General features: G+C 61.4%; 23 protein-coding genes and 1 tRNA gene. 10 read left to right on the top strand and 14 right to left on the bottom strand.

Annotated elements, in window-relative coordinates; genetic code table 11:
- Nucleotides 1-7: 7 nt before the first annotated feature.
- The 7 genes from Q1V51_RS12600 to Q1V51_RS12630 form a co-directional block, all read right to left on the bottom strand.
- Nucleotides 8-472 carry a MaoC family dehydratase gene (locus Q1V51_RS12600; protein WP_300556892.1) on the bottom strand — a complete coding sequence of 155 codons (465 nt, stop codon included), beginning with the start codon at nucleotides 470-472 and terminating at the stop codon, nucleotides 8-10.
- Entirely contained in the window at nucleotides 472-2,184 is a 1,713-nt protein-coding gene (locus tag Q1V51_RS12605; RefSeq protein WP_300556894.1) for a class I adenylate-forming enzyme family protein, read from the bottom strand. The genes Q1V51_RS12600 and Q1V51_RS12605 overlap by 1 nt, the downstream gene beginning before the upstream one ends.
- Entirely contained in the window at nucleotides 2,185-3,432 is a 1,248-nt protein-coding gene (locus tag Q1V51_RS12610) for an acyl-CoA dehydrogenase family protein (RefSeq protein WP_300556896.1), read from the bottom strand.
- A 40-nt stretch (nucleotides 3,433-3,472) separates the two neighbouring features.
- Nucleotides 3,473-4,264 carry an SDR family NAD(P)-dependent oxidoreductase gene (locus Q1V51_RS12615; protein ID WP_300556897.1) on the bottom strand — a complete coding sequence of 264 codons (792 nt, stop codon included), beginning with the start codon at nucleotides 4,262-4,264 and terminating at the stop codon, nucleotides 3,473-3,475.
- A 25-nt stretch (nucleotides 4,265-4,289) separates the two neighbouring features.
- Nucleotides 4,290-5,429: an acyl-CoA dehydrogenase family protein gene (locus tag Q1V51_RS12620; protein ID WP_300556899.1), complete on the bottom strand. Its 1,140-nt coding sequence runs from the start codon at nucleotides 5,427-5,429 to the stop codon at nucleotides 4,290-4,292.
- A gap of 21 nt (nucleotides 5,430-5,450) precedes the next feature.
- Nucleotides 5,451-6,620 (bottom strand): acyl-CoA dehydrogenase family protein, encoded by a 1,170-nt coding sequence (locus tag Q1V51_RS12625; protein ID WP_300556901.1) that lies wholly within the window; start codon nucleotides 6,618-6,620, stop codon nucleotides 5,451-5,453.
- Between the two features lie 97 nt (nucleotides 6,621-6,717).
- Nucleotides 6,718-7,626, bottom strand: coding sequence for an acyl-CoA desaturase (locus Q1V51_RS12630; protein WP_300556903.1), 909 nt, complete (start codon nucleotides 7,624-7,626; stop codon nucleotides 6,718-6,720).
- A gap of 295 nt (nucleotides 7,627-7,921) precedes the next feature.
- Here Q1V51_RS12630 and Q1V51_RS12635 point away from each other — a divergent pair, with 295 nt between their 5' ends.
- Nucleotides 7,922-8,167 (top strand): hypothetical protein, encoded by a 246-nt coding sequence (locus Q1V51_RS12635; RefSeq protein ID WP_300556905.1) that lies wholly within the window; start codon nucleotides 7,922-7,924, stop codon nucleotides 8,165-8,167.
- Between the two features lie 51 nt (nucleotides 8,168-8,218).
- Here Q1V51_RS12635 and ccmI read toward each other — a convergent pair whose 3' ends face one another.
- Genes ccmI through Q1V51_RS12660 form a run of 5 tightly spaced genes read right to left on the bottom strand, consistent with a single transcriptional unit; the run spans nucleotide 8,219 to nucleotide 13,552 of the window.
- A complete protein-coding gene (ccmI, locus tag Q1V51_RS12640) occupies nucleotides 8,219-9,031 on the bottom strand; it encodes a c-type cytochrome biogenesis protein CcmI (RefSeq protein ID WP_300556907.1) in 813 nt (270 codons plus the stop codon).
- Nucleotides 9,028-9,495 carry a cytochrome c-type biogenesis protein gene (locus Q1V51_RS12645; protein WP_366522749.1) on the bottom strand — a complete coding sequence of 156 codons (468 nt, stop codon included), beginning with the start codon at nucleotides 9,493-9,495 and terminating at the stop codon, nucleotides 9,028-9,030. Before Q1V51_RS12645 ends, ccmI begins: the two co-directional genes overlap by 4 nt.
- Entirely contained in the window at nucleotides 9,492-10,025 is a 534-nt protein-coding gene (locus Q1V51_RS12650) for a DsbE family thiol:disulfide interchange protein (RefSeq protein ID WP_300556911.1), read from the bottom strand. The genes Q1V51_RS12645 and Q1V51_RS12650 overlap by 4 nt, the downstream gene beginning before the upstream one ends.
- Complete coding sequence (locus Q1V51_RS12655) at nucleotides 10,022-12,010, bottom strand: heme lyase CcmF/NrfE family subunit (protein WP_300556913.1); 1,989 nt, start codon at nucleotides 12,008-12,010, stop codon at nucleotides 10,022-10,024. The genes Q1V51_RS12650 and Q1V51_RS12655 overlap by 4 nt, the downstream gene beginning before the upstream one ends.
- Before the next feature lie 60 nt (nucleotides 12,011-12,070).
- On the bottom strand, nucleotides 12,071-13,552 hold the full coding sequence (locus tag Q1V51_RS12660) for a sodium/proline symporter (protein WP_300556915.1): 1,482 nt from the start codon (nucleotides 13,550-13,552) through the stop codon (nucleotides 12,071-12,073).
- A 214-nt stretch (nucleotides 13,553-13,766) separates the two neighbouring features.
- Between Q1V51_RS12660 and Q1V51_RS12665 the strand changes: the two genes are divergently transcribed.
- The 3 genes from Q1V51_RS12665 to Q1V51_RS12675 all read left to right on the top strand — a co-directional run bounded on the left by Q1V51_RS12665 (nucleotide 13,767) and on the right by Q1V51_RS12675 (nucleotide 15,691).
- The gene (locus Q1V51_RS12665) at nucleotides 13,767-14,987 is read left to right on the top strand and encodes an acyl-CoA dehydrogenase (protein WP_300556917.1); all 1,221 of its coding nucleotides are present in this window, start codon (nucleotides 13,767-13,769) and stop codon (nucleotides 14,985-14,987) included.
- Nucleotides 14,988-15,264: 277 nt separating this feature from the next.
- The gene (locus Q1V51_RS12670; RefSeq protein WP_300556919.1) at nucleotides 15,265-15,459 is read left to right on the top strand and encodes a hypothetical protein; all 195 of its coding nucleotides are present in this window, start codon (nucleotides 15,265-15,267) and stop codon (nucleotides 15,457-15,459) included.
- Nucleotides 15,460-15,600: 141 nt separating this feature from the next.
- Nucleotides 15,601-15,691 (top strand) — tRNA-Ser (locus tag Q1V51_RS12675).
- A gap of 68 nt (nucleotides 15,692-15,759) precedes the next feature.
- Here the strand turns inward: Q1V51_RS12675 and Q1V51_RS12680 are convergent.
- The gene (locus Q1V51_RS12680; RefSeq protein ID WP_300556921.1) at nucleotides 15,760-16,287 is read right to left on the bottom strand and encodes a TetR/AcrR family transcriptional regulator; all 528 of its coding nucleotides are present in this window, start codon (nucleotides 16,285-16,287) and stop codon (nucleotides 15,760-15,762) included.
- Between the two features lie 146 nt (nucleotides 16,288-16,433).
- On the opposite strand from Q1V51_RS12680, the gene Q1V51_RS12685 reads away from it, so the two are divergent.
- The 4 genes from Q1V51_RS12685 (at nucleotide 16,434) to Q1V51_RS12700 (ending at nucleotide 21,117) form a co-directional block, all read left to right on the top strand.
- Entirely contained in the window at nucleotides 16,434-17,837 is a 1,404-nt protein-coding gene (locus Q1V51_RS12685) for an aromatic ring-hydroxylating dioxygenase subunit alpha (protein WP_300556923.1), read from the top strand.
- A gap of 42 nt (nucleotides 17,838-17,879) precedes the next feature.
- A complete protein-coding gene (locus Q1V51_RS12690; RefSeq protein WP_300557014.1) occupies nucleotides 17,880-18,317 on the top strand; it encodes a DUF3237 domain-containing protein in 438 nt (145 codons plus the stop codon).
- Between the two features lie 465 nt (nucleotides 18,318-18,782).
- Complete coding sequence (locus Q1V51_RS12695; RefSeq protein WP_300556925.1) at nucleotides 18,783-20,126, top strand: serine hydrolase domain-containing protein; 1,344 nt, start codon at nucleotides 18,783-18,785, stop codon at nucleotides 20,124-20,126.
- Between the two features lie 109 nt (nucleotides 20,127-20,235).
- Nucleotides 20,236-21,117 (top strand): DUF1295 domain-containing protein, encoded by an 882-nt coding sequence (locus Q1V51_RS12700; RefSeq protein WP_300556927.1) that lies wholly within the window; start codon nucleotides 20,236-20,238, stop codon nucleotides 21,115-21,117.
- A 60-nt stretch (nucleotides 21,118-21,177) separates the two neighbouring features.
- Here the strand turns inward: Q1V51_RS12700 and Q1V51_RS12705 are convergent, their stop codons facing one another.
- Entirely contained in the window at nucleotides 21,178-23,106 is a 1,929-nt protein-coding gene (locus Q1V51_RS12705; RefSeq protein ID WP_300556929.1) for a prolyl oligopeptidase family serine peptidase, read from the bottom strand.
- A gap of 213 nt (nucleotides 23,107-23,319) precedes the next feature.
- On the opposite strand from Q1V51_RS12705, the gene Q1V51_RS12710 reads away from it, so the two are divergent.
- Nucleotides 23,320-24,432 (top strand): DUF2891 domain-containing protein, encoded by a 1,113-nt coding sequence (locus tag Q1V51_RS12710; protein ID WP_300556931.1) that lies wholly within the window; start codon nucleotides 23,320-23,322, stop codon nucleotides 24,430-24,432.
- Nucleotides 24,433-24,662: 230 nt separating this feature from the next.
- On the top strand, nucleotides 24,663-25,274 hold the full coding sequence (locus tag Q1V51_RS12715; protein WP_300556933.1) for a thymidine kinase: 612 nt from the start codon (nucleotides 24,663-24,665) through the stop codon (nucleotides 25,272-25,274).
- Nucleotides 25,275-25,303: the final 29 nt, after the last annotated feature.

Here is a 25,303-nt window from a genome sequence, read left to right on the forward strand (position 1 = left end):
GTCTGTCTTACTTGCCGAGGATCTGCAGGGTCAGCCAGTGGCCGATCAGGGCCGGCTTGTCCTCGCCCTCGATTTCTACGGTGACGCCATAGCGCAGCATCCACTGGCCAGGCTGACGCTCGGTTGCGTCGTCCAGCACGAAACGGCCCCGGACCTTCTTGCCGGCCCGGACGGGCTGCAGGAAACGGATCTTGTCGAAGCCGTAATTGATGCCCATCGCAATGCCCTGGAGCGAGAAGCCCAGATCCATCGCCATCGGCGACAGCAGCGACAGGGAGAGGAAGCCATGGGCGATGGTACCGCCGAACGGCGTTTCCTTCGCCGCCCGCTCTGGATCGATATGGATGAATTGCGGGTCCTCGGTGACATCGGCAAAAACATCGATGCGCTTCTGATCGACTTCGATCCAGCGCGATACACCGATTTCCTTGCCGACCAGGTCGGGCAGATTTGCAGGATTGACGCTCGGCATCAGGCTTCAGCCTCCTCAGTCAAAAGCATTTTGCGCAGGCCCGGCTTGTCGACCTTGCCGGTACCACCACGCGGGAGCGGTTCATCGAAACGCCAATAGCGCTCCGGACGCTTGAATTTGGCCAGGTGCGGCTCAAGGAATTCCAGGATTTCCTCGTCGCTCATATCGACACCCTCGCGCAGCAGGATAGCGGCACCGACGCGTTCACCGAGGCGCTCGTCCGGAATACCGATCACGCCGGCTTCCAGGATATCGGGGTGCTTGGCCAGGGCATGCTCGACCTCGAGGCAGGAGACATTCTCGCCGCCGCGCAGGATCATGTCCTTGATCCGGTCCACGATGAAGAGGAAGCCGTCCTCGTCGAGATAGCCGATATCGCCGGTCTTGAACCAGCCATCCTCGGTCAGCACCGCTGCCGTCGCCTCCGGCTGGTTGAGATAGCCGCGGAACAGGACGGGGCCCTTGATCCAGACCTCACCCGGCTCGCCCACAGCCGTCGCCGTGCCGTCTTCCTTGACGGTCTTGATATCCGTCACCGCCGGAGTCGCGCGGCCGCAGGAGCCCGGACGCGCCTGGTAGTCATGCATGGAGACATAGGCGCCGATGGCGTTGGTCTCCGTCAGGCCGTAGCCGGACGAGGCCCAGGCCTGCGGGAAGTTCTCGTTGAGCTTGTCGACATGGGCCGGCGGACGCTTGGCACCACCCGCCGAGATATCCTTCATGGTCTCCAGCGAAGTGCCGCGGCGTTCCGCCTCCAGCGTGATTTCGTGCGACATGGTCGGCACGCCCACCACATTGGTGATCTCTTCGGCCTGGATGAGATCAACCGCATCGCCGGCATCCCATTTGCGCATCATCACCATTTTGCGGCCGGTCACGAAGGACATCATCATGACCGCGTGCGAACCGGTGCAGTGGAAGAGCGGCACAGCCACCAGGACGGCCGGGTTTTCCCCGAACAGGTCCTCGTCATTATTGGCCGCTTTTACAGCCGCACCGACCAGCGCATAGGACAGGACCGTCGAGACGGCACCGCGATGGGTCAGCACCGCACCCTTCGGCTTACCCGTCGAACCGGACGTGTAGAAAATGCCGAAATCGCTATCGGTATCGATCTGCAGCTCGGGCGGCGCCTTTCCGGCTCCGGCCTCGAGGATCTGCTCGAGATGGTCATCGACATCGGTGACATCACCGCGTCCGGCGATCAGCGTGAGGCCGAGCTTGTCTTTGTAGGGGCGGATGCGATCGGCCTGGCGGAAACCGGCAATGACGAGCTTGGCGCCGCAATCGTCCAGCGCGTATTCCATCTCCTCGCCCGTCCACCAGCCATTCATCGGCACGACGACACCGCCGGCGCACAGAATGCCGAAGAAGCTGGCAATCCACTCCGGTGAATTCCGCATCGCCAGGGCGATGCGGGTGCCCGGCGTCACACCATGACGCTCGATCAGGCCATTGGCGATCGCGACCGCCTTGCCGATCAGCTCGCCATAGGTCCAGCGCTGATCTTCAAACACGATCGCGGTCTTTTCCGCATGCTCCATGGCCGCGACCAGCAGGAAGCGCAGGTCGGCCGGAGCACCGGAATAGACGCGGTGCGTGACGCCACGGATCTCCGCCGCGCCGAGTTTGAACATCTCCTCATTCTCGAGGATATGCATGACATAGGGTTCGACCTGGGCCCGTGTCGGGCCTTTCCGCTCGGCGCTCACCTAGCCCTCCAACGCTTCGTTGACATAACGCTTGAGCTCCTTGCGGCCGATGACCATGCGGTGCACGGCATCCGGGCCATCGGCGAAGCGCAGCGTGCGCAGACCGGCCCACATGCTGGCCAGCGGCGTATCCTGCGACACGCCGGTACCGCCATGCATCTGCATCGCCTCGTCAACAGTATCGAGGGCCACGCGCGGGGCGATGACCTTGATCTGCGAGATCCACGGCGCTGCGGCACGGGCATCGCCCTGGTCCATCATCCAGGCCGCCTTCAGGCAAAGCAGGCGCGCCTGTTCAATCGCCATGCGGCGCTCGGCGATGATATCGACATTGGCGCCCAGCTTGGCCAGCGGTCGGCCAAAGGCCTCACGCGTCACCGAGCGGCGACAGAGCAGCTCGAGGGCCCGCTCGGCCTGGCCGATAGCCCGCATGCAGTGGTGGATACGGCCCGGCCCAAGACGGCCCTGGGAAATCTCGAAACCGCGCCCGCGGCCGAGGATGATGCTGTCAGCCGGGATGCGCGCATTGGTGAAGCGGATGTGCATGTGACCGTGCGGCGCATCGTCATGGCCGAACACCGTCATCGGACGCAGGATCTCGATGCCGTCGGTATTCTTCGCATCGACGAGGAATTGCGAGTGACGCCCGTGGCGGCCGGCATCTTCACCCTCGGTCTTGGCCATCAGGACGTAGACTTCACAGCGCGGGTCACCGGCGCCGGAGGCCCAGTATTTCTCGCCATTGAGCACCCACTCATCCCCCTCGAGCACAGCCGAGAACGAGATATTGGTCGCATCGGACGAGGCGACATCGGGTTCCGTCATCAAATAGGCCGAGCGGATCTTGCCCTCGAGCAGACCACCGAGCCATCTCTCTTTCTGGGCCGGCGTGCCATAGCGCTCGATGACTTCCATATTGCCGGTATCCGGCGCGGAACAGTTGAACACTTCCGGCGCCAGGAAGGACCAGCCCATCTCCTCGGCCAGATGGGCATATTCCACCGTCGACAGGCCGTAGCCACGATCGCTGTCAGTGAGCCAGAAATTCCACAGACCGCGCTCGCGTGCCTTGGCCTTGAGGCCCTCACGGATCTCGTTTTGCCGGTCGGTGAAGGCGAAACGGTCGCCACCCGGGGCCTTGCCGACCTCGTGATGGTATTCGTCTTCCAGCGGCATGATCTCGTCACGCACCATGGTGCGAACCTGATCGATGAGCGGCTTGACGCGCTCCGAAACTCCAAGATCCATGATATCTCCCTCGCGCTTATCGTTTTGTCGTTAATTCACGTTAGACGGGACGCCCGCGCGCGCCCACCATCATACGTCGAAATTTCCGCATACCGCCGATCCACCGGTCACGCTCCGTTGCCCGCAGGGCTTCGTATTGAGCGACCTGGGGATGCGGCAAGGCCAGAAAATGCTTGTTCTCGATCGAGGCCAGCAGGGCATCGGCGACGTCGGACGGCTCAACAATGCCGTCGGCGCCGGCAATGCCGCCATCCTCGCTATCGCCGATCATGTCGGTGCGCACGGCTTGCGGGCACACGCACACGACCTGCAGCCCCTCATCACCATGCGTGATGGCGAGACTCTCCGCGAAGGATACCGCCGCGTGCTTGGTGGCCGTGTAGGACGAGGCGCCGATCTGTCCCAGCAGGCCGGCAGCGGAGGCCACGATGGCGAAAACACCGCCGCCGCGCGGCTTCATGCGCGGCCAGACCGCGCGGGCCGAGCGCACAGCGCCCATCACATTCACCTCGAAACTGTCTTGCCATTCCTTGTCGGTGGCACCAGCGGCATCCCAGCTCGGGTCGTCGGTACGCAGAATTCCGGCATTGGACACAAAGACGCTGACCGGGCCGAGCTGAGCCTCGGCCTGGTCGAGGAATTTTCCGATCTGGGCTTCATCGGTGACGTCGAGCGTCATGCCCAGCGCGCCGATCTCGGCGGCCGTCTCTTCCGCCCCGTTGAGATCGCCGATCGCCACTTTCGCGCCCTTGGCCTTGAAGCCCTCGGCAATGGCACGCCCGATACCGCGCGCGCCCCCTGTGACGGCTACCACATGGTCTGAATAGTCCATCGCAAGCCCTCCCCGGCTTTGTGGATCAGTATTTACGCAGGCGGGCGAACTTGTCGGTATGGTAGTTGGTGTCGCCAAACAACGCAGCGGCCACGCGGACGCGCTTGATGAAGAAGCCGATATCGTACTCGTCTGTCATGCCGATACCGCCATGCATCTGGATCGCTTCCTGCGCCGCGAGCTGAGCCACAGAGCCCATTTTCGACTTCGCAGCGGAGACCATCATCGCCGCATGATCCGGTGCCAGGTCCAGGGTCTGAAGCGTTTTCAGAACGATGGACTTGCCCAACTCGATCTCGGAATAAAGGTGCGCGGCGCGGTGCTGCAGACCCTGATAAGTCCCGATCACCTCACCGAACTGCTTGCGTTCCTTGAGATATTCGACGGTCTGCTCGAGGCATTCCTGGGCCGAACCCGACATTTCTGCCGACAGGCCGGCACGGCCCGCATCCAGCACCGCCTCAAGCGGCTTGTAGCCATTGTCGACATCACCCAGGACCGCATCGGCGTTGAGCTCGACATTCTCCAGCGTAACCCGCGCTGAATTACGGCTGTCGACCATGGACGCGCGCTCGATAGTAACGCCGGCCGCGTCCTGCGGCACCAGGAAGAGGCTGACGCCATCTTCTTCCGCATCGCCGCCCGCGGTACGGGCCGAAACGATCAGCATGTCAGCGATGTGACCGTCGGCGACAAAGCTCTTCTTGCCGTTCAGCTTGAAGCCATTGCCGGAGCGCTCGGCGCGGGTCTCGACATGAGCCGGGGCGTGCTTGCGGCCTTCATCGACAGCCAGAGCGGTAATCGCCTCACCGCCTGCGATACGCGGCAACCATTCGCCCTTCTGAGCCTCGCAGCCGAAACGGGTGAGCGCCGTGGCGCCCATCACAGCGGTCGACAGGAAGGGTGACGCGGTCAGCGTTCGGCCCATTTCCTCGGCGATAACGCCGGCGGCGACATGGCCCATTTCCACACCGCCATGGGCTTCGGGAACCAGCACGCTGGTCCAGCCCATCTCGGCCATTGCCTTCCAGGTGTCACGGTCGAACCCATCGGCGCTCTCTGTATCGCGCAGCTTGCGCAACTGACTGACCGGTGCGCTGTCGGCCAAAAATCCCTTGGCCGCGTCTTTCAGCATGCCGGCTTCTTCGCTCAATACCATTGCCATGGTGAAACTCTCCCCGGATGCCTATGCAGTCGGCAAATTCAGAATGCGCTTGGAAATGATGTTGAGCTGAACCTCGGAGGTTCCGCCCTCGATGGAATTTGCCTTGGTCCGCAGCCAATGACGGGCAACGTCATTGTCCTGGTCCCACTCCAGCCCATCATGGCCGGAACTATCCATCATCAGTTCGAAGCGACGCTTGTTCAGCTCGGTGCCGTAGTATTTCAGCATCGAGGAATTGGCCCCGACGCCCTGACCGGACTTGGCCTCATCGGTCACGCGCTCCATGGTCGCCATGAAGGCGAGCCCGTCGATTTCGGCACGCGCCACATCGGTGCGCAGGACCGGGTCGACCAGCTGACCCGCATCATTGAGACCAAGCTGCTGAACCGCAATATCGCCCATCGGGCGCATGGCGCCCGTGCCGGTTCCGCCAATCATCTCACGCTCATGGGTGAGCAGGTATTTGGCGATGGTCCAGCCTTTGTTCTTCTCGCCGACGAGATTGTATTTCTCGCAGCGGGCATCATCGAAAAAGGTCTCGCAGAAGGGAGACTTGCCGGAGATCAGCTTGATCGGCTTGGTGGTGACGCCCTCCTGATCCATGTCGACGAGGACAAAGCTGATGCCTTCATGCTTGGGGGCATCGAAATCGGTCCGCACCAGTACGAAAATCCAGTCCGCCTCATCGGCGTAGGACGTCCAGACTTTCTGGCCGTTGATCAGATAATGATCGCCCTGGTCCTCGCACTTGGTCATCAGCGAGGCGAGGTCGGAACCGGCATTGGGTTCGGAATAGCCCTGCGCCCAGCGGATTTCACCGCGGGCGATCTTGGGCAGGTGTTCCTTCTTCTGCTCTTCATTGCCGAATTTGAGCAGGGCTGGCCCAAGCATCCAGATGCCGAAGGACATCAGCGGCGAGCGCGCCTTGATGGCCTTCATCTCGTCGCGAAGGACCTTGGCTTCCTCCTTGGACAAACCGCCGCCGCCATACTCGACCGGCCATTCCGGTACGGTCCAGCCTTTTTCGGCCATGCGCTCGAGCCAGACTTTCTGGGCGTCGCTCTGGAAGGTCCACTTCCGGCCGCCCCAGCAAGCATCGCCCTCACCCGTCATGGGCTTGCGCATCTCCGGCGGGCAATTCTCTTCCAGCCAGGCGCGCGTTTCCGCGCGGAAGGTCCCAAGGTCCGACATCAATCTCCCCTTTATCGGCTCAGATGACGTTTACGCATACGTCAACTTAGCGCCCATAGCTCTTCCGGCCAGTGGGACGCTGCAGGCAAAACGCGCCTCAGGCGAATTGAGGCGCGATTTCTAGGTTTTTGGCAAGCCCCAGACGCCGCAGAACGAGCAAAAACGTCCCGTTGTAATCGACGACGCGGTTCCAGAAGCCCTTCTTGGGCAAATGCAGCGCGCTGCGCGGATGATCATGATGGTGATCATGCAGCGCTTCACCACCGGTCAGCAGCGCTAGGAAATAATCAAACCAGAGCGGCGTCTTCATGTGACCGAACACGTTCACGCCCAGTGTGGTGGCGTGGAACTGAATGGCACGCCCGATAATGACGCTGGCATGCAAGAGAGCGGTCAGGATCAGCGAGCCACCAGACAGGGCAACGATCGCATAGATCAGACCTGGCACGGCAAAGTGCAGGATCAGCGACAAGGTGATGTGGAACCGGTCGCCGAAGAGGACGACCTTGTTTTCCTTGAGCCACATCGGCATCGGGCGATCGAGGTCCTTCTCGTCACGCCAGAGGATCCAGCCGACCCAGGCCCAGCGCTTGCTTTCGAACGGGTTATGCGGATCGCCCGGCTTGTCGGCGAAGCGATGGTGCTGGGAATGATAATTCACCCAGTCACGCAGCGAGCCCTGCATGGCCAGGATGCAGTTGAACATCGCAAAAACCTGGGCCGGCCATTTGATCTCGCCCGCACGGTGCTGCCAGATCCGGTGCAGCGGACCGATACCCATATTGCACATGAAAATGGTGAAGGCCGTCACAGCCAGAGCCAGCGGCGCATACCACCAGTGCAGCGTGAGACCTTCCAGCGCCAGCCCCAGCACGATCATCGTCACCAGCAGGGCCAAGCCCAGCGCCGGATAGATGAAGGCGGAAAAGGCACTCGCCCAGTTCAGCGTTTTCCAGGATTTCAAAATAGCCTCTGACCGGGCCAGCATACGGGGAGACGTAGTCATGAACGCATTCTCTTATGATCTGACGCCCTCGACCTGGGCGTTTCGTTGAACGGAACATTCGGGCGGAAGGGGGATGAGGTCAAATCCGATTTCACCTCTTCGCCACTGCCGCGAATCAAATCGCGCCTCCGATTTCACGCATCAAAGCCACGCAATTTCTTACCAAAACTGGCGAAGAAAGCTGAAAAACCGGCATGTTTTATTCCGATTTATCGATAGTCAGGATGGACCTCCGCCACGGATTACGGTTTCGTAATGGTGAATGATCCTTTGATTCACGGCTGGGGAGGCGATGATGAAGAGTGGACTGATGGCGGCAGGTGCCGCTGCTTTGGCTGCAGCTGCAGTAGTTATGTGTCCCGCATCCATACGCACGGAGATTGCCGAGCGCACGAATGTCCCCGAAGGTTACGCAGCTGAAGCCGAGCGCCAGATCGACATGTTCGTGGCCTGGCTTCGCGATGATGCATCCAAGCCCGAACTTGAGGCACGCTCCGCCACGACCAGCGAGCGCTCAGCCATGGCAGACCTGACGCCCTGATCTGCGTCACATGTCGAGATTTGACGCCCGCCGGTTTCCGGCGGGCGTTTTTTATGGCGCTTCAGGCAATGAAGCGAGGCGCGCATCGATGAACTGGCGCGCAGGATCATCCTCCGCCAATTCATCGCGGACCGCGCGCAGCAATTGGGCGCCGCGCTCAAGATCCCCGTCCTGAAGCACGGCCTCGGCCAGGTAGACCCGGGCAATGATATTTTCCGGCTCCAGTTCAAGCGCCCTGGAAAACGCCTCGCGCGCTGCCGGCGTCAGGGCGCCGTTTTCCGAGAAGACGTAAGCCTGACCAAGAAGCGCGAAGAGTTCCGCCGAATCCGGCCGGCTATTGATTGCATTGTTGAAAGCAATGGCGGCCTCGCCGAAACGCCCAAGCGCCAGATAGGCCTGCCCCAGACCGGCCCAGCCATCGGGGTCGTCCGGGTTCTGCATCAGACGCTCCGCCAGGGCGTTGACCTCGGTGACGAGCTCACGCACCTGCTCGGGCATTTCGACCTGCTGCACGGGGGCCTGACCGATCAGCTGCGGGCTCCCGGTATTCATGTAGATCGCAACAGCCGCCATCGTCGCGACGGCAGACAGGACGATACCGGCCTGGCGCAGACGGGCACTGGGCGAACCGTCGAGCTCGGCATATTGCTGTGCCGCCAAAAGCCGGCGATTGATATCCAGCTCGACCTGGCGCGCCTCGGCCTCGTCGATCAGACCCAGCTCGCGGTCCCGCGCGAGCTCTGCCAACTGCCCCGAGAACACACCCAGCCCGTCGGCCGCTGCGGTGTCATTGCGGCGCAGGAAGGGAAACACCAGGGCGAGAATGACCAGCGCGCTGACAAGAGCGATGAAGAACCAGATCATTCCAGCCCCTCCTCGCGCTTCAGCGCGGCCAGCTGCGCCTCCTCCTCGGCACTCAGCTCGGTCTCTTCACGCACCGCCTGCCGGCGAACAAAGAAGAAGGCTATACCCCCACCGAGCAGGAGAAGAACAATCGGGAAACCCCAGAGCGCGAGCGTGTTGGCCTGGACCGGCGGCAACATCAGAACATAGTCGCCATAGCGCTGCTGCAGATACGCCCTCACCTCGGCATCACTATCGCCGGCGAGGAGGCGTTCGCGGACCACAACCCGCATGTCCGCGGCGAGATCGGCATTACTGTCGCCGATGCTCTGACTTTGACAAACAACGCAGCGAAGCTGGCGGTAAAGCACCATGGCCCGCGCCTCAAGCGCCGGGTCTTCCATGATCTCGTCCGGGCCCGGGCGCGCCAAGGCGGGCGCGGTCAGGAGCAGAACGGCAAGCGGGAGCAGAAGGAAACGCATCATTCTTCTCGCAAGGCCTCGATCATGGGACGCAGCGTCTCGCGCCAGACATCCTGGGTGATGACACCGACATGGCGGTAACGGACCCGCCCTTGCCGGTCGATCACAAACGTCTCCGGCGCACCGGTGATGCCAAATTCAATCGCCAGGCGGCCGGAGGCATCATCACCGATGCGGGTATAGGGATTGCCGTGGCGTTGCAGCCAAGCCGTTCCGGCACCGGGCGGATCGCGCCAGTCGATGCCATAAATCGGCACTTCCCCGGAGCGCGCAATCTGCATCAGCATCGGATGCTCCACGAGGCAGGGCGGGCACCAGGAGCCGAAGTAATTGAGCAGCACCACCTCGCCGGCCAGATCGGCGGAACTCAGCCCCTCGTCAAACCCCTGGATCGGCGGAAGATCAAACTCCGGCAGCGGCGCATCAATCAGCTGCGAGGGAATATCGGTCGGATCCTCGCGCAGTCCGACGGCAAAATAGCCTGCCAGGGCCAGGAAAAGCGCCAGCGGGGCGAAGACGAGAAACCGGCTCATTCCGCCGCCTCCGGCGCGGTCGTGACCGGTGTCTTGGCCGGATTGCGACCCAGCGAACGGCGGCCCCGGTCGAGAATGGACAGGAGCCCCCCCAGAGCCAGGATCACACTGCCAATCCAGAGCCAGATCGCCAGCGGGTAGATATAGATATGAACCGGCCAGCCTCGCCCCTCGACGCGCTCACCGATGGTGACGTAAAGATCACCCTGGATGCGCCCGACGATCCCGGCTTCCGTCGTGCCCATGCCGCGGACCGGATAGAAGCGGCTCTCGGACATGATATCCGTCACCACTTCGCCATTGCGGCTGGCTTCGAACCGTCCGATCTCAGCGATATAATTGGCTTCACGGGCCTGGTTCACTTCGGTCAGGGTGATCACATAACCGCCGAGCGCGACACTGTCCCCTTCCGCCATGAAGGCGCGGGTTTCATGCTTCCACGCACTCACACCGGTAATGGCGATAATCGCGACGGCGAGGCCCAGGTGCGCGACGATCATGCCCCAGATCCCCAGGGGAAGATTGCGGGCGCGCGCCATGGAGGCGGAAAAGTCGATCTCGAACAGTTTGATGCGTGATTTGAGGTCGAGCAGCACACCGACACCGACCCAGACAGCCAGGCCGGTGCCCAGCGCACCGGCGAGCTTTTCCCGGTCCGCCAGCCAGAAGGCGATCACCAGCGCCGCGGCGCTCGCGGCCAGTGCCGGCCACAAGGTCTGCCAGATACGATCCAGCTTGCCCCGCTTCCAGGCAATCAGCCCGCTGATCGGAACCAGTACGAAAAGCGCGCCCATCAGCGGGTTGAACACGGCGTTGTAGAAAGGCGCACCGATGGTCAGCGTCTCATCGCTCACCGTGGTGACGAAGAGCGGATAGAAAGTGCCGAACAGAACCACGGCGCAGGCCACCGAGAAGACGATATTATTGATCAGGAGGGAGCTCTCCCGGCTCACCGGGGAGAACACGCCGGTCGGCTTCAAGGTCGCCGCACGCAGACCGAACAGGAAGAGTGCGCCGCCGATCAGAACCAGCAGGATGAGCAGGATGAAGACCCCGCGCTCCGGGTCGACGGCAAAGGCGTGGACCGAGGTGATAATGCCCGAGCGCACCAGGAAGGTGCCGACCAGGCTCAGAGAGAAGCTCATCAAGGCCAGGAGCACCGTCCAAGCCTTCAGCGTATCGCGCTTTTCCATGACCCGCAGGGAATGGATAAAGGCGGTACCGGCGAGCCAGGGCATGAGCGAGGCGTTTTCAACCGGGTCCCAGGCCCACCAGCCACCCCAGCCGAGCTCGTAGTAGGCCCAGCTGGCGCCCAGCGCGATACCGATGGTGAGGAAGGTCCAGGCCGCCAGCGCCCAGGGCCGCACGATCCGCGCCCAGCGCGCATCCACCCGCCCCTCGATCAAAGCCGCAACGGCGAAGGAGAAGGTGATCGAGAAGCCGACATAGCCCGCATAAAGCATGGGCGGATGCGAGGCGAGACCGGGGTCCTGCAGCAATGGATTGAGGTCATTGCCATTCAGCGGCGCCGGCCACAGGCGTGCAAACGGGTTTGAGGTAAACAGCAAAAAGGCCGTGAAAGCGGCCGTGATCGCACTTTGCACAGCGAAGGTCAGGGTGATCAGCTTGGGTGCGACGGCCTTGCCGGCATAGGCCAGCACCGCCGTGTAGGCCGTCAGGATCAGACACCAGAGCAGCATCGAGCCTTCATGATTCCCCCACACGCCGGTCAGCTTGTAGAGGAAGGGCTTGTCGGTGTGGGAGTTGTCGGCGACAACCAGAACAGAAAAATCCGACACCGCAAACAGCCAGGTCAAACACCCGAAGGACACCAGGATGAGACCGAACTGGGCCAGCGCGCCCGCGCGTGCAAACCCGAAAATCGCCGGATCATTGGCCCGAAGTCCGGCGATCGTCAGCCCGGATTGAAGCACGGCAACGCAGAAGGCGAGGATAAGGAGGAAGTGACCCAGTTCAGCAATCATGGCTGGGACTTCTTATGTTCTACCCGTCACGTCAAGCGGTCGGGGTGTCGCAGGCTGGGCTCACCCGCCGGTCGAAGGACGTGCACCGCGGCCGACCCAGAGGACGGCCAGCGCCGGCAGCCAGGGCACAAGCCGCTCGAACGGGTCACCGGGCAGAACCGCCCAGCCATGCAGGACCTGCATCAAGCTGCCGGACACGGCGTCGGCCGGGAGCTGGCCAATGGCATTGAATATCACCGTCAGAACGAAGCCGGTCACCATGGCTGCAAGAATGGCCCAGCCCGCCGGTTCATAGCCCAGTACGCGCATCACCACGATTGGCCCGAAAGCCGCCCCGAGCGCGGCCCAGGCGAACAGGACCCGGGCAAAGATCGAACTTTCCACGCTCAGAGTGAGCACAACCGCGAGCCCGGCGATCACGGCCATGACGAGACGCGAAATCGTCACTTCACGGCCCGGAAACAATTTGACCAGGCGCATATCGTGGGCGACGGCGGCAGAGGCCGAGAGCAGGATACTGTCGACCGTCGACATGATCGCCGACAGAATCGCCGCGATAACGATACCCGCCAGGATCGGTGGCAGGAGGTCATTGGCGACCCGGTAGAACAGGGTTTCTCCGTCCATGCCTCCGCCCATCAGGGCGCGCCCGGACAGGGCCAGAATGCTCATGCCGACATAGACGAGAACCGCCCAGGCGATAGCGATCTGGAAGCCGCGCCTGCGCGCCGGCTCATCCTTGATCGCCATCAGCCGGGCCAGCAGGTGAGGCTGGCCCATCGCCCCGACACCAACGCCCCAGACACCGAGAATAAAACCGATCAGGATCCAGCCAGCAAACCCGCCGGTTATGTCGAGATAGTCCGGCGGCGCCGTGCTCGCCAAGCCTTCAGCAATACCCCCGAATCCGCCTGCCGCCATGAAGGCCGCCAAAGGCAGCAGCAAAGCCACCAGCGCCATCATCGCACCCTGCAGCATGTCGGTGACGCTGACAGCCCAGAAACCGCCCAGCAAGGCGTAGATCAGGACCACACCAGCACCCAGCAACACAGCTTCTGTGGTGTTCATCCCGAACTGGGTCTCGAACGCGCTCGCCGCCGCGCCGAACTGGGCCGCGATGTAAAAGATGAAACAAAAAACGATCATCAGCGCCGCCGTTGCCGCGATGGCATGCCGCATCGGGCCCGAGATCGCCGAGGTCAGGAAATCGGTCAGCGTGACATGGCCCTTCTCCTGGGTCTCATCACGCAGGCGGCGACCGAAGAACAGCCAGACAGCCGCATAGCCCCCCCAAATGCCTGGCACCATCCAAAGAGCTGACAGTCCGTTGAGATAGACAAAGCCGGAAAACCCCAGCAGCACCCAGGCAGACGAGGTCGACGCGGCATAGGACAGGCCTGACACCCAGGCGCCAACCCCCTGCCCTGCCAGGAAGAAATCGCTCTCGGTGCGCGTACGCTTGGCGGCCCAAAGGCCGACCAGGATCAGCACCAGCTTGTAGCCGATCAGTGTGATCAGCACGAGAAGTCCGTCGGTCGTCATCTGCCCCCCTTTGGCGCGGCAACCTTGTCGCTTCCTGTTCTCGCTTAGCCTGCTTTGCCGCTCAGGACAAAACCGGCGCTTTTTTGCCCCGGCGCGAATGACCGGAAGGACAGAATGAAATACACTGGCGGGGTTGTCTTGGCGCAGCAAGAGATCGATACCAGAGCCAAGACATGCCCGCCCGGCGGGCCCCGGCATACGAGGAGAAGCCCCGATGAACGAGATGACCCCGCTGAAACAGAAAGACGCCCCGGATCTCGGCAAGTTCGACTGGGCCGACCCGTTCCAGCTGGACAGCCAATTGACCGAGGAAGAACGCCTGGTTCGCGATGCGGCCCACGCCTATGCGCAGGACAAGCTGCAGCCTCGCGTCATCGAAGCCTATCGCGAGGAAAAGACCGACCCGGCCATTTTCCGCGAAATGGGTGAGCTGGGCCTGCTCGGCGCGACCATCCCGGAAGAGTATGGCGGTGCCGGTCTGGGCTATGTCGCCTACGGTCTCGTCGCCCGCGAAGTCGAGCGCGTCGATTCGGGTTATCGCTCGATGATGTCGGTCCAGTCTTCCCTGGTGATGTACCCGATCTACGCCTATGGCTCGGAAGAGCAGCGGCGCAAATACCTGCCGAAGCTGGCTTCGGGCGAATGGATTGGCTGTTTCGGCCTGACCGAGCCGGATGCCGGTTCCGACCCGGCCGGCATGAAGACCCGGGCGGAAAAGACTGCGAACGGTTACAAGCTGACCGGCTCGAAAATGTGGATCTCCAACTCCCCGATCGCCGACGTCTTCGTCGTCTGGGCCAAGTCCGACGCCCATGACGGCAAGATCCGCGGCTTCGTCCTCGACAAGGACACGCCCGGCCTGACTGCGCCGAAAATCGGCGGCAAGCTGTCGCTGCGCGCCTCGATCACCGGCGAGATCGTCATGGATGGTGTTGAGGTTGGCGAGGACGCTCTGCTGCCCAACGTTTCCGGCCTGAAAGGACCGTTCGGCTGCCTCAATCGCGCCCGCTACGGCATTTCCTGGGGCGTCATGGGCGCGGCGGAATTCTGCTGGCACGCGGCGCGCCAATACGGTCTTGACCGCGTTCAGTTCAACCGCCCCCTGGCCCAGACCCAGCTCTACCAGAAGAAACTGGCCGACATGCAGACCGAGATCACCCTGGGCCTGCAAGGCTCGCTGCGCGTTGGCCGTCTGATGGACGAGGCCAAGGCGGCACCGGAGATGATCTCCATCATGAAGCGCAATAATTGTGGCAAGGCGCTCGATATCGCCCGCCTCTCCCGCGACATGCATGGCGGCAACGGGATCTCCGAGGAGTATCAGGTGATGCGCCATATGGCGAACTTGGAAACGGTCAACACCTATGAAGGCGCGCATGACGTCCACGCCCTCATCCTGGGGCGGGCCCAGACCGGTCTGCAGGCCTTTTTCTAGGCCTCGCCCGAGCGCCCGCCCGGATTGCTCCGGGAAAGCGCCAGATTGCGTTATGAGACAAGCCGGGACAGCATCACACCCCGGCTTTTTTCTCAAGCGAAATACTACTCTAATTATTCTTTTTGCCTCGATACCATTTCATGTTGCACCCCCTCACGCGATCGCTAGCGTCGTCATGCAATCTCAAAGGGAGCGTTTTGAATGTTCAAGAAAACTGCGGGCGTTATGGCGGCTAGGGCCGCTGCACTGGCACTGACGGCGACGGCCTTCGCCTTCGTTGACACCACACTGGACGCCGCACCGGCCGAGGGCCCCGCGCCTGAGCTCGGCCGAGATCAGCGCCTATCTCAATGCCCAGGGCGGCGATGTGACCTGTGAGGAAATCATCGGGCCATTCGGTCAGTGCATCGCCCTCATTTGCACCGACAGTTTCGGCAATCGCGAACTGCGCGATTGTGATGGAGACCTCTAGGTCACGCCACACCTGACGAAGCATGACACGGCCCCGGCACGCTCAGCCGGGGCCGTTTTTTGCGGTCTCATCTGTAGCTTATGCAGCATCTGCCGCGACACCCCCTTGCGAGCATCGTCAGAGATCATTAGACCGGTGAGTGGACAGGTGGCCGAGTGGTCGAAGGCGCTCCCCTGCTAAGGGAGTAGGCGGTGTCCCCGTCTCGTGGGTTCGAATCCCATCCTGTCCGCCACTTTCTTCACTGATAATCCGAATGCGTTACTGCCGCACCAGAAGCGCTGCGCCCTGCCCGGCGATGGATTAACAGGCGATCTTTTTCCAGACCTCAAACAGTTTTCGGCGGTTCTCATCATCCAGATGTACGCCGGCCTGAACCACCATTCCGCGAAGAAGATAGACCGTGAGTTCAACGAGGTCTGCAGCGCCAGGGCCGTATGGGTCACCAAGAGCCCGCATGGCCGTCACAGCAGTCTGATCGGTTTCCCGCACGGCCGGGCGAAGGACCGCGTCCGTGCGCGACGCGACCATGACCTCCATCCAGGAGTTCAAGAGATTGCCTTCAAAGCAGGCCCCCCAGAGGAAGTCGAAAACGTCTTCCAAGTGTTGGTCTGGACCGTCAGGCCTGCTCGTCGCTGTATCAATATCCCTTTGATAGCGCGCAACAATCTCTTGAACGGCAGCGATCAGCAAGCTGTCCTTGGTGGGAAAGTGATGCGTCTGTGCGCCACGGGACACTCCGGCCCGTTTACAGATCTTCTGGGTGCTCGCATTGGCCCACCCTTCCTCAGCAATAATTTCAAGAGTCGCTTCGAGGAGGCGCGCGCGCATGGCGTCCGTGCGTTGCCCCTGTGTCGGGCGTATCCGCTCAGTGGCAGGTGTCATTGGTCTTATCCTGATTGACTCCATTCAACATACAAACCATCCTGTATGTAAGTTGGATTGGCAACCGCCTATTTGCGCGAGGTGTACACGTCATGACGGACAGAGATATCGACAGGCCGGCCGGGCACCTGACGATAGGGCCGGACGGTCGCCCAACCCCGTCACTTCAGGATATCTACGCACAAGACAAGATCGCTCCGCCGGACCATATGCGCCAGGAATCCCGGGTCGAAATGGGCAATGACGACATTCCCGTCGAGCGATATTTCTCCAAGGCGTTTCACGACCTCGAGATCGAGAAAGTCTGGCGCAAGACCTGGCAATGGGCGTGCCGTCTGGAAGACATCCCGAACGTTGGCGACCACATTGTCTACAATATCGCCCATGATTCACTGATTGTCGTTCGAACCGGTGCCGGAAAGGCTGACATCCGTGCCTTTGTGAATTCCTGCCTGCACCGTGGGACCATGCTCCGCAAAGAAGGCGGCTGTGTGAAGCAGTTCCGCTGCCCGTTCCATGGCTTCACCTGGAACCTTGACGGCACGTTGAAAGAGGTTCCCGGTGCCTGGGACTTCAAGCATATCGACTGGAAGGATTTCAACCTCCCTGAAGCGCGGGTCGACATCTGGGGTGGGTTTGTATTCATCAATTTCGATCACGAGGGAGAGGACTTGCTCTCCTACCTCGAAATCCTGCCGGAACATTTCGAGAGCTTCGATCTGGAGAACCGCTACAAGGCCATCCATGTCGCCAAGGTCATGCCGTGTAACTGGAAGCTTTGTGCTGAGGCTTTCGTCGAGGCCTACCACGTGCCCTTCGCCCACCCTCAGTCATTGCCCTATTATGGTGACAGCAACACCCAGTACGATACCTGGCCCGGGGTACGTCACATCAATCGGATGATCAGTGCGCAGGGCGTGCCGAGCCCTTCGCTCGGCGCCGATTTCGACCCGGAGAAAACGCGCACGCTGATGGAGCGCGATACGCCGTTCTATAAATCTGCGGAGCCCGTCGTGAACGGTCAAACGCCGCGTGAACGGTTTGCCGAAATCGCGCGCAAGAAGATCTCGAAATCATCCGGTCGCGATGTGTCCGGGATTTCCGATGCGGTGGCGCTGGATCTTATCCAATACACGGTGTTCCCGAACTTTGTTCAGTTTGGCGGCGTCGGCCTCGCTGCCGGATATCGATTCCGCCCTTACGGCGACGATCCGGAACGCTCGATCATGGAAATGTTTTTCCTGTTCCCCAAGGCCGAGGATGGGTCGCACCCGACACCGCCGGGCATTGTATGGCTCACCGAGGAGCAACCCTGGTCGACCGTCGAGGCGATGGGATCGGCCGCTATGGTTGTCGATCAGGATACCGATAATCTGATGCGCATTCAGAAGGGCTTACGCACCAGTCGAAAGCCCGGCGCGACGCTGGCGACATATCAGGAAAGCCGTATCCGGCACTTCCACAGGACCCTGGACGCCTATATTGCGGCGGAGTGAATGATGAGCGCTACTGAACCAAACCTTCCCCACAAACACCTGATGACGCTTCGGCTGGATGTTGATTCTTCCGGCGCTGCGAGGATCGGCATGACCCCATCCGGTCAACGTACGATCGCACCGGTAACCGGTGGCGCTTTTGAGGGTGACCGATTGAATGGCGTGGTACTTCCCGGCGGAGCGGACTGGGTTTGCGTCCGCGCTGACGGAACCATGATGATTGACGTTCGACTGACCCTGCAGACCGATGACGACGTGTTGATCTATCTTACCTATCAGGGCCGCTTCATTGGCGCAGAGGGAGCGATGAGCCAGCTTGCCCAGGGCAAGGCGCTGGAACCGGGCAGCTATTCACTCGTGACAGTCGCAAAATTTGAATGCGGCGAACCTCGTTATGCTTGGCTCAACGACGTTGTTGCAGTCGGGGTCGGTGAGCCCTCCGGATTTAATCCTGTCTACTCCATCTATTCGATCGGCTGACAGGGAGGTCGCTCAAATATCGGGCTCAAAGCACGCATCAGTCATTACAGCGGCGAGTGCAAGTCAAGAACCGGTTCAGGCCGATGCGAAGTCATTAGACGTTCGTTACGGTCCAGCCTCGTGTGGACCATCGCTTCCACCTCGAACGCCACATTCATCGCCGCGAGGATGTTCAGCAAAACCGCGCCACGGCCTCGGCCGAATGGCCCCAGCTCGCGACCTGAGTTGGGGCGAAAAATGCGACTTTGGAGCCCCATCCGCTCTCGTCTGACGCCACCGCCACTATTCCCCTCCGCTGTTTTCTTTCAGCCGCACCACGGACGTTGCGGTTCCCCATGCAACAGGTGCAAGCTCTATACGCGGAAACGGGGGCACCAAGAAATGATCGCGATTGTGCGCTGGGTTTGGGCTGCAATGCTTCTGACCGTGTCGGGGGTGGCGTGGGCGACCCCGTCGACAGACGCGATGGCGCAATCTCTATGGCAGCGCTCGAGCGCCCCTGGGGTCGCCTATGCCTATATTGAAAACAATGAGATCGGCGCGGGAGCCCACGGAGAGGTACTGATCGGCAGTGGCGAACAGGTCACAGCCGACACGCCCTTCCCGTTGGGCTCGATCAGCAAAAGCTTCACGGCGCTGGCGATCATGCAGCAGGTTGAAGCCGGGCAGCTGCGTCTGGATGACGCCATCAGCACCTATCTGCCGGCTTTCGCCACTGGACCGGGCGAGACGATTACGCTGCGCCAGCTGCTGAGCCATACCAGCGGGTACTCTACGCTACAGGGCAATGAGAACCGGTTGAGCCGGGACATGGGCGATGATGTGCTGCAAAGACAGGTCGAGCAGATTGCCAGCTGGCAGCCCGCCAACCCACCCGGTCAGTCCTGGGCCTATTCCAATGCCAACTACCTGATCCTCGGCGCGGTGATCGAAACAGTCACCGGCCGCAGCTATGCCGAATATATCGAGACTGAGATCCTCGACCCGCTCGGGATGAGCCGGAGCTTCGTCGCGGACGGATCGACGCGCCCGGAAATGGTCGCGGCCCATCTGCCCTGGTTCGGCGGCCGCTGGGCTTTGAGCGGTCGCGAGACCGATCGCCTCAACGCGCCCGCAGGCGGTGTGATTGCCAGCGCCCGGGACGTTGCCCGCTATCTCGACATGATGATGAACCAGCAAGACGATCTGATCAGTGCCGAGCACAAGGCCCTGATGATGCGCCCGGCCAGCGAGGTCGCGCTCTTCTATGGCCTGGGCTGGTATGTCGACACCACGAACCAGATGGTCTCCCACACCGGATTGATCCCGGGCATCGAAACACTGGCGATCATGCAGCCGGCAGAGCGCCGGGCGGCCGTCGTCCTGGTCAATGCCAGCGGCGGGCTCGGCTTTGGCGAGACGGTTGATCTGCGATACGCCGTCGCGCTTCGTGGCGTGGGCATGGATTACTCTCCCGGCGGGGGCGTCTGGGGTCGCAAGATCCTGACGCTGACCTTCTGGCTGTTGCCCTTTCTGTTTGTAAGCGGGGTTGTGATTGCCTGGTTGAAGCGCAGCGGACTGCGAGCGAAAACCGGCCTGTCCGGGCTGTTCAGCCTCTGGTTCCCGTTCGCAATCAGCCTGGCCCTGGCGTGGGTTTGCCTGGCCCTCCTCCCCAGCCTGTTTGGTGTCTCCATCGCCACCCTGGCCCGCTACCAGCCGGACTGGACCATCGGATTGTGGGCCAGTGCCGCCAGCGGACTTCTATGGGCTGTACTCCGGCTCGGGGTTTATCACACCGCCGGACAGGCAGCGGAGGAAAGATCTCGCTAGCAAGGCCTGGCTTGCAACGCGGCAGGGTCCGTGCTGGTCTCCTTGTCCTCGTCGATCCGCTCACCTGGATTTGCACTGTCCCGGGCCTAGTTCTGACCAAGAGGTGACCATGAAATCGATCCGCACGCTTATCGTCATACTGATTGTTGCCCTTGTCGGGCTGGGCCTTTCCTATCTCGCCGGCATGGGCGACGAACGGGTAGCCGGATATTCGGTCATCTTTGTCTGCGCGGCTGTCGCCTTCGGGGTGAACTGGCTGGTCTTCATCCCCTCCGCTCTCGCCCGGACCGAGAAATTTTACGACCTGACCGGCGCGATCACCTATCTCAGCGTCATCGGCGTTGCCGCCACCTTGTCCAAGCCCCTCGATCTGCGCGCGCTTGTCGTCGCCGCTCTGGTTGCGGTCTGGGCCATTCGCCTTGGCGGTTTTCTTTTCCTACGCATCCAGAAGGATGGCTTCGACCGGCGCTTTGACGAGATCAAGACCAATCCGCTGCGCTTCCTCGTCACCTGGAGCCTTCAGGGTCTGTGGGTCACGCTCACCGCTGCCTGCGCGGTGATGATCATCTCCAACGAAACGCGGCTGGAACCGGGCCTGTTTTTCTATGCCGGCCTGGCTTTGTGGCTGGTCGGCTTTGGCATCGAAGTCATCGCCGATGCGCAGAAGAGCGCTTTCCGCAAGGACGCGGCCAATGCCGGCCGCTTCATTTCCAGCGGTCTCTGGTCCTGGTCCAGGCACCCGAACTATGTCGGCGAAATCGTTTTGTGGCTGGGTATCGCCGTCATGGCGATCCCGGTGCTGAACGGCTGGCAATGGGTGGCGATGATCTCCCCGGTCTTCGTCTATCTGCTCCTGACCCGCGTCAGCGGCGTCCCGCTGCTGGAAAGACGCGCCGAGCAGAAATGGGGCGAAGACCCCGAATATCGCGCCTATTGCGAGGCGACGCCGGTTCTGTTTCCGCTTGGCGGTGGCGACAAGCGCGACGGGTAAGCCCCCCGGTCCCTAACTCGTTTCAAACCGGCAGCTGCTCAAGGCTCATTTTGGACCAGGTCAGTCCTGAAGTGGCAGGTACTGCTCAAGCATACTTGATGTTTCTTCCAGAACCGTGCGCCGCGCCTGATGAGTACGAAGGTAGTGATCTTCACCTTCCATCACGACAAACCGGAAACTCTCCCGTGACCCCATTGCGCGCCTGAACAATCGCGATTGCCCGATCGGAACGTTTATGTCCTCATCGCCATGGATAAGCAGCACCGGCGCCCGATAATCAGACGTGCGGCGGGCCGGCGTAATTCGGTCTCGCTCATCATCCCCGCGAAACCGGTCACCCCAATATCGCTCCCAATACCCGGTGAAGCGGTCATTGTACCGCCCCGCAGAAATGAACGCATACGGGTTGGTTACGCCATTGATAGCAGCGATACACCGTGTCTCTTCCGGGGCATGTAGACCAAGCATGAGCGCGGAATACCCGCCATAACTCGCCCCGATCGCGCAGTAGCCGTCGGGAGCAGCGACATTTCTAGCGACCAAGGCACGCCATCCATCGAGAACATCGAGAACATCGAGAACCATCGCATCGCCATACTCCCCGTATCCAGCCTGTTCGAACTCAAGACCGTATCCAGTAGAGCCCCGATAATTCGCTTGAAGGACGGCATAGCCAAGCGATGCGTAATGCGCGGCCCACCAATCGAAGTGAGCCGTATCCTGTGATCTTGGCCCCCCGTGCGGCATGAGGATCGTCCGAAACGGGCCCTCATCGAGCGTCCTGCCCGGCGGCAGCGTGACATAGCTGTGAATTTCGAGACCATCGCGAGCCGTGTAAGTGAATTCGATACGCTCTGGAACGTCAGGACTGGCGAGACTGTCCCGCTCAGTCGCGATCATCGTGACCTCGCCATTCTCGCGGTCGAACAAATAGTAGGCGCTAGGCTCGCCAGAATTGGTCGCCTCGACGGTGAACACGCGCCGGTCCGCACTCCAGGATGTTAGATTCAACGCCTCGCGTCCGAGGGCATTTCGCAAGCTACCTGCAATACCATCAAGTTCCTCGTCGAGATACGTATCGGTTCGCAAGCCCTCAATTTCCATGAAGCCGATCAGTTCCTGACTGTGAGGATCCATCAAGGGCGTTGGGTTTATGAGCGCGCTGGCTGCAGGATGCAGATCGGAAACGACCCCGGTCTCAAGGTCTACACGCTTGAGCCCCTGATTTTCGCCGGACGGGAAGCTGACTGCAACCGCCTGATAATCATCGACAAGCCCCCAAATCTGCGGGCGATCAACTTCGTAGACACCCTCAAACACCAAGCGGCGCTCGCCCACTCTTGACCAGATCTCCCAATCATCGGTGCCGCATTCATTGCGGTACTCCGCGACGACGTTGCCAAGAGTATCCAGGAACAGCGAGTCAACATTGCTGGTGGAGCGCTCGCGCAGCTCCATCTCGCCTGTCTGCAGGTCTACATTGTAGATGGAGGTGCGGTAACAACGATCGCTGACCGAGAAAGTCGGCAGGTCCATTGCGATCTCATCCGGTGAGCCCTCGAGTACGGAAACAATGTAAGTCAGATCGAAATACTGCCGCTCGTCACCCATCAGAATGGCACTCTGACCAGTACTGGTATCATAGGCGACAGTCCGCGAGATGCCGTAATCATGGTTCCCCGACGACATGGAGAGATTGATCACCGTGTAGACGAAAAAGACCAGATATCGATCCGAAACCCAACGGAACTCGGTTATGAAGAAGCCATCTGGCTGTGGAATCAGCTTGGTCCCTTCCACGCCCGACAGATCGTACAGACAGATTTCTCTCACGCCTCTCGGCGTGCAACCAACAGCGAGTGTCGTTCCTCCGGGGGAAACTTCGACTTGCCATGCAGACGGGAGCTCTGAGAAGCGGTCGACGCTGACTTGAGCCATTACGCTCGGCACCACAAGAAACCAGACCAGAACGATTGAAATGATACGCATATTTGCTCCCCCAAGAGCGCGATCAAAACACTCGTCATAAGAGAGGTCAATCCATCTTGCCCCCTCTAATTGCGTTCGGTTTCCCGACAAAACTCCACAACGGTGCGAAACGCCCATCACGCCCCGCGGTCCGCCGACAATATTTACCTCCCCGGTTCGACCGCTATGCTCGGGCGCATTCAACCTATGAATCACTTCGAGGGGAGCAGGATCATGCGGGCAGGAGTTTTGATTGCGGCGGCCGCGGCTTTGACAGCCTGCGGGCAAGCCATGGAGACCGATGCGCCCGAGCCGCTGAGCTGGCCCGAAGCGCGGCCCGGTATCGTGGAAGATCGCTTCGCCAACCTGGCCCTGAGTTGTGTGCACCAGGAATACCCCAACAAGATCAGCCACGTGCTTCAGGGTGATGGCGATGCCCGCCCGCCACGCGAGCTCTATCCCGCCTTCTATGGCTGTTTCGACTGGCATTCTTCCGTGCATGGTCACTGGCTGCTGACCCGGATTCTGGCGTCAGACCCGCAAACCCCGATGCGCCCGGCCATCGAGGCGGCGCTTGGGCGGAGTTTCACCGAGAGCAATATCGCCGGCGAGGTGGCCTATTATGTTCAGGACGGCCGGGCCTCTTTTGAACGCCCCTATGGCCTCGCCTGGTTCCTGCAGCTGGTCGCGGAACTGGAGGAAAGCGGGGAACCGTTGCCGGCGCAATGGCGCGAGACCTTGCGGCCGCTGGAAGTGGCCATCGTGGACCAGATCGAGGCCTGGCTGCCCAATCTCGTCTATCCGATCCGGCTGGGCACGCACGCCCAGACCGCCTTCGCCTTCGGCCTGATGATCGACTATGCCCGCACCGTCGAGAACGCCTCTCTGGAGACGCTGCTGGTCGGCAAGGTGCGCGACTTCTACCAGGACGATGTCGATTGCCCGCTCGCCTATGAACCCTCTGGCGAAGATTTCCTTTCGCCCTGCCTGATTCAGGCGGACCTGATGCGCCGCATCATAGGGCCGGACGAGTTCTCCGTCTGGCTGAACGCCTTCCTGCCGCAAATCCCGCTCGATGGGACGGCCGACTGGCTGGAGATCGCCGTTGTCCTCGACGCCACCGATGGCAAGCTCGTGCATCTGGATGGTCTGAACCTGTCCCGGGCCTGGGCGCTCGAAGGTATTGCCGCGGGGTTGCCGGCGGATGACCCGCGACGAACCGCCCTTCTGGCCAGTGCAGCGCTGCATGCGGAGTCAGGCATCGCCTCGGTCTCAGACGAACATTATTCCGGCAGCCACTGGCTCGGCAGTTTCGCAACCTATCTGACGACGCAGCGCGGCATCTGATCCGCGACTATTGCTGCGCGGCGCAGGCCCGCAAGCGCTGCGCATTTCCGCCGCGCACTGGATGTGATGGCCCTGCTACAGAAGGGTGCGATCAGGAAGCGCCAGCATAGCGGTATAGCCCGCATGCGGCCAAACCGCCCCCGGCGATTGATCTCGCACGCGGGCTGGGATTATCTGGCGCCCACAGGACGCCGGCATCCGGCACAGGCTGGAGGCTAGGGAACCGGGTCATGGGCAAGCTCTACTTCACTTACAGCGCGATGAATGCGGGCAAGTCGGCGATCTTGCTGCAGGCCGCCCATAACTATGGCGAAAACGGCATGAAGGTCATGCTGTGGACGTCAGAGCACCATGCCAAGGACCCCGCTGCCACGTTCGGAGAAATCGAAAGCCGTATCGGTCTGCGCGCGCCGGCTCATATCTACCGGGCCCAGATGGATCTGTATGACGAGATCCGCGCGCACCGGCAAAACAATGGCGTCGATGCGGTCTTCGTTGACGAGGCCCAATTCCTTTCCAGCGACCAGGTCTGGCAGCTCGCCCGTATCGGCGACGAACTGGGCATTCCTGTCCTGTGCTACGGCCTGCGCACGGACTTCCAGGGCAAGCTGTTTGAAGGCGCGGCCACCTTGCTCGCCATTGCCGATGATTTGCGCGAGGCGCGCACGATCTGCCATTGCGGTCGCAAGGCGACGATGACCTTGCGCTTCGACGCGTCCGGCGGTGCGGTCACGCGAGGCCAGCAGGTCGGGGTGTCCAAGGACGCCTATGTATCGCTTTGTCGCAAGCATTGGCTGGAACGCGTACAGGAAGGCCTCGTATCGGCCGCCGAGGTCGACTGAAGCACGAAAACGGCCCGGTTGGGCCAAGT

Source organism: Maricaulis sp. (genome assembly GCF_030149235.1).
Taxonomy (GTDB): Bacteria; Pseudomonadota; Alphaproteobacteria; order Caulobacterales; family Maricaulaceae; genus Maricaulis.

Excerpts from the sequence above, each read along its gene's own strand:
- Q1V51_RS12695 (WP_300556925.1), top strand. The coding sequence starts at position 18,783 with ATGGCGCAATCTCTATGGCAGCGCTCGAGCGCCCCTGGGGTCGCCTAT.
- Q1V51_RS12630 (WP_300556903.1), bottom strand. The coding sequence starts at position 7,626 with ATGACTACGTCTCCCCGTATGCTGGCCCGGTCAGAGGCTATTTTGAAA.
- Q1V51_RS12710 (WP_300556931.1), top strand. The coding sequence starts at position 23,320 with ATGCGGGCAGGAGTTTTGATTGCGGCGGCCGCGGCTTTGACAGCCTGC.
- Q1V51_RS12655 (WP_300556913.1), bottom strand. The coding sequence starts at position 12,010 with ATGATTGCTGAACTGGGTCACTTCCTCCTTATCCTCGCCTTCTGCGTT.
- Q1V51_RS12660 (WP_300556915.1), bottom strand. The coding sequence starts at position 13,552 with ATGACGACCGACGGACTTCTCGTGCTGATCACACTGATCGGCTACAAG.
- Q1V51_RS12620 (WP_300556899.1), bottom strand. The coding sequence starts at position 5,429 with ATGGCAATGGTATTGAGCGAAGAAGCCGGCATGCTGAAAGACGCGGCC.
- Q1V51_RS12690 (WP_300557014.1), top strand. The coding sequence starts at position 17,880 with ATGACGCTTCGGCTGGATGTTGATTCTTCCGGCGCTGCGAGGATCGGC.
- Q1V51_RS12625 (WP_300556901.1), bottom strand. The coding sequence starts at position 6,620 with ATGTCGGACCTTGGGACCTTCCGCGCGGAAACGCGCGCCTGGCTGGAA.
- Q1V51_RS12705 (WP_300556929.1), bottom strand. The coding sequence starts at position 23,106 with ATGCGTATCATTTCAATCGTTCTGGTCTGGTTTCTTGTGGTGCCGAGC.
- Q1V51_RS12635 (WP_300556905.1), top strand. The coding sequence starts at position 7,922 with ATGAAGAGTGGACTGATGGCGGCAGGTGCCGCTGCTTTGGCTGCAGCT.
- Q1V51_RS12680 (WP_300556921.1), bottom strand. The coding sequence starts at position 16,287 with ATGCGCGCGCGCCTCCTCGAAGCGACTCTTGAAATTATTGCTGAGGAA.
- Q1V51_RS12665 (WP_300556917.1), top strand. The coding sequence starts at position 13,767 with ATGAACGAGATGACCCCGCTGAAACAGAAAGACGCCCCGGATCTCGGC.
- Q1V51_RS12715 (WP_300556933.1), top strand. The coding sequence starts at position 24,663 with ATGGGCAAGCTCTACTTCACTTACAGCGCGATGAATGCGGGCAAGTCG.
- Q1V51_RS12645 (WP_366522749.1), bottom strand. The coding sequence starts at position 9,495 with ATGATGCGTTTCCTTCTGCTCCCGCTTGCCGTTCTGCTCCTGACCGCG.
- Q1V51_RS12650 (WP_300556911.1), bottom strand. The coding sequence starts at position 10,025 with ATGAGCCGGTTTCTCGTCTTCGCCCCGCTGGCGCTTTTCCTGGCCCTG.
- Q1V51_RS12685 (WP_300556923.1), top strand. The coding sequence starts at position 16,434 with ATGACGGACAGAGATATCGACAGGCCGGCCGGGCACCTGACGATAGGG.
- Q1V51_RS12615 (WP_300556897.1), bottom strand. The coding sequence starts at position 4,264 with ATGGACTATTCAGACCATGTGGTAGCCGTCACAGGGGGCGCGCGCGGT.
- Q1V51_RS12600 (WP_300556892.1), bottom strand. The coding sequence starts at position 472 with ATGCCGAGCGTCAATCCTGCAAATCTGCCCGACCTGGTCGGCAAGGAA.
- Q1V51_RS12610 (WP_300556896.1), bottom strand. The coding sequence starts at position 3,432 with ATGGATCTTGGAGTTTCGGAGCGCGTCAAGCCGCTCATCGATCAGGTT.
- ccmI (WP_300556907.1), bottom strand. The coding sequence starts at position 9,031 with ATGATCTGGTTCTTCATCGCTCTTGTCAGCGCGCTGGTCATTCTCGCC.
- Q1V51_RS12700 (WP_300556927.1), top strand. The coding sequence starts at position 20,236 with ATGAAATCGATCCGCACGCTTATCGTCATACTGATTGTTGCCCTTGTC.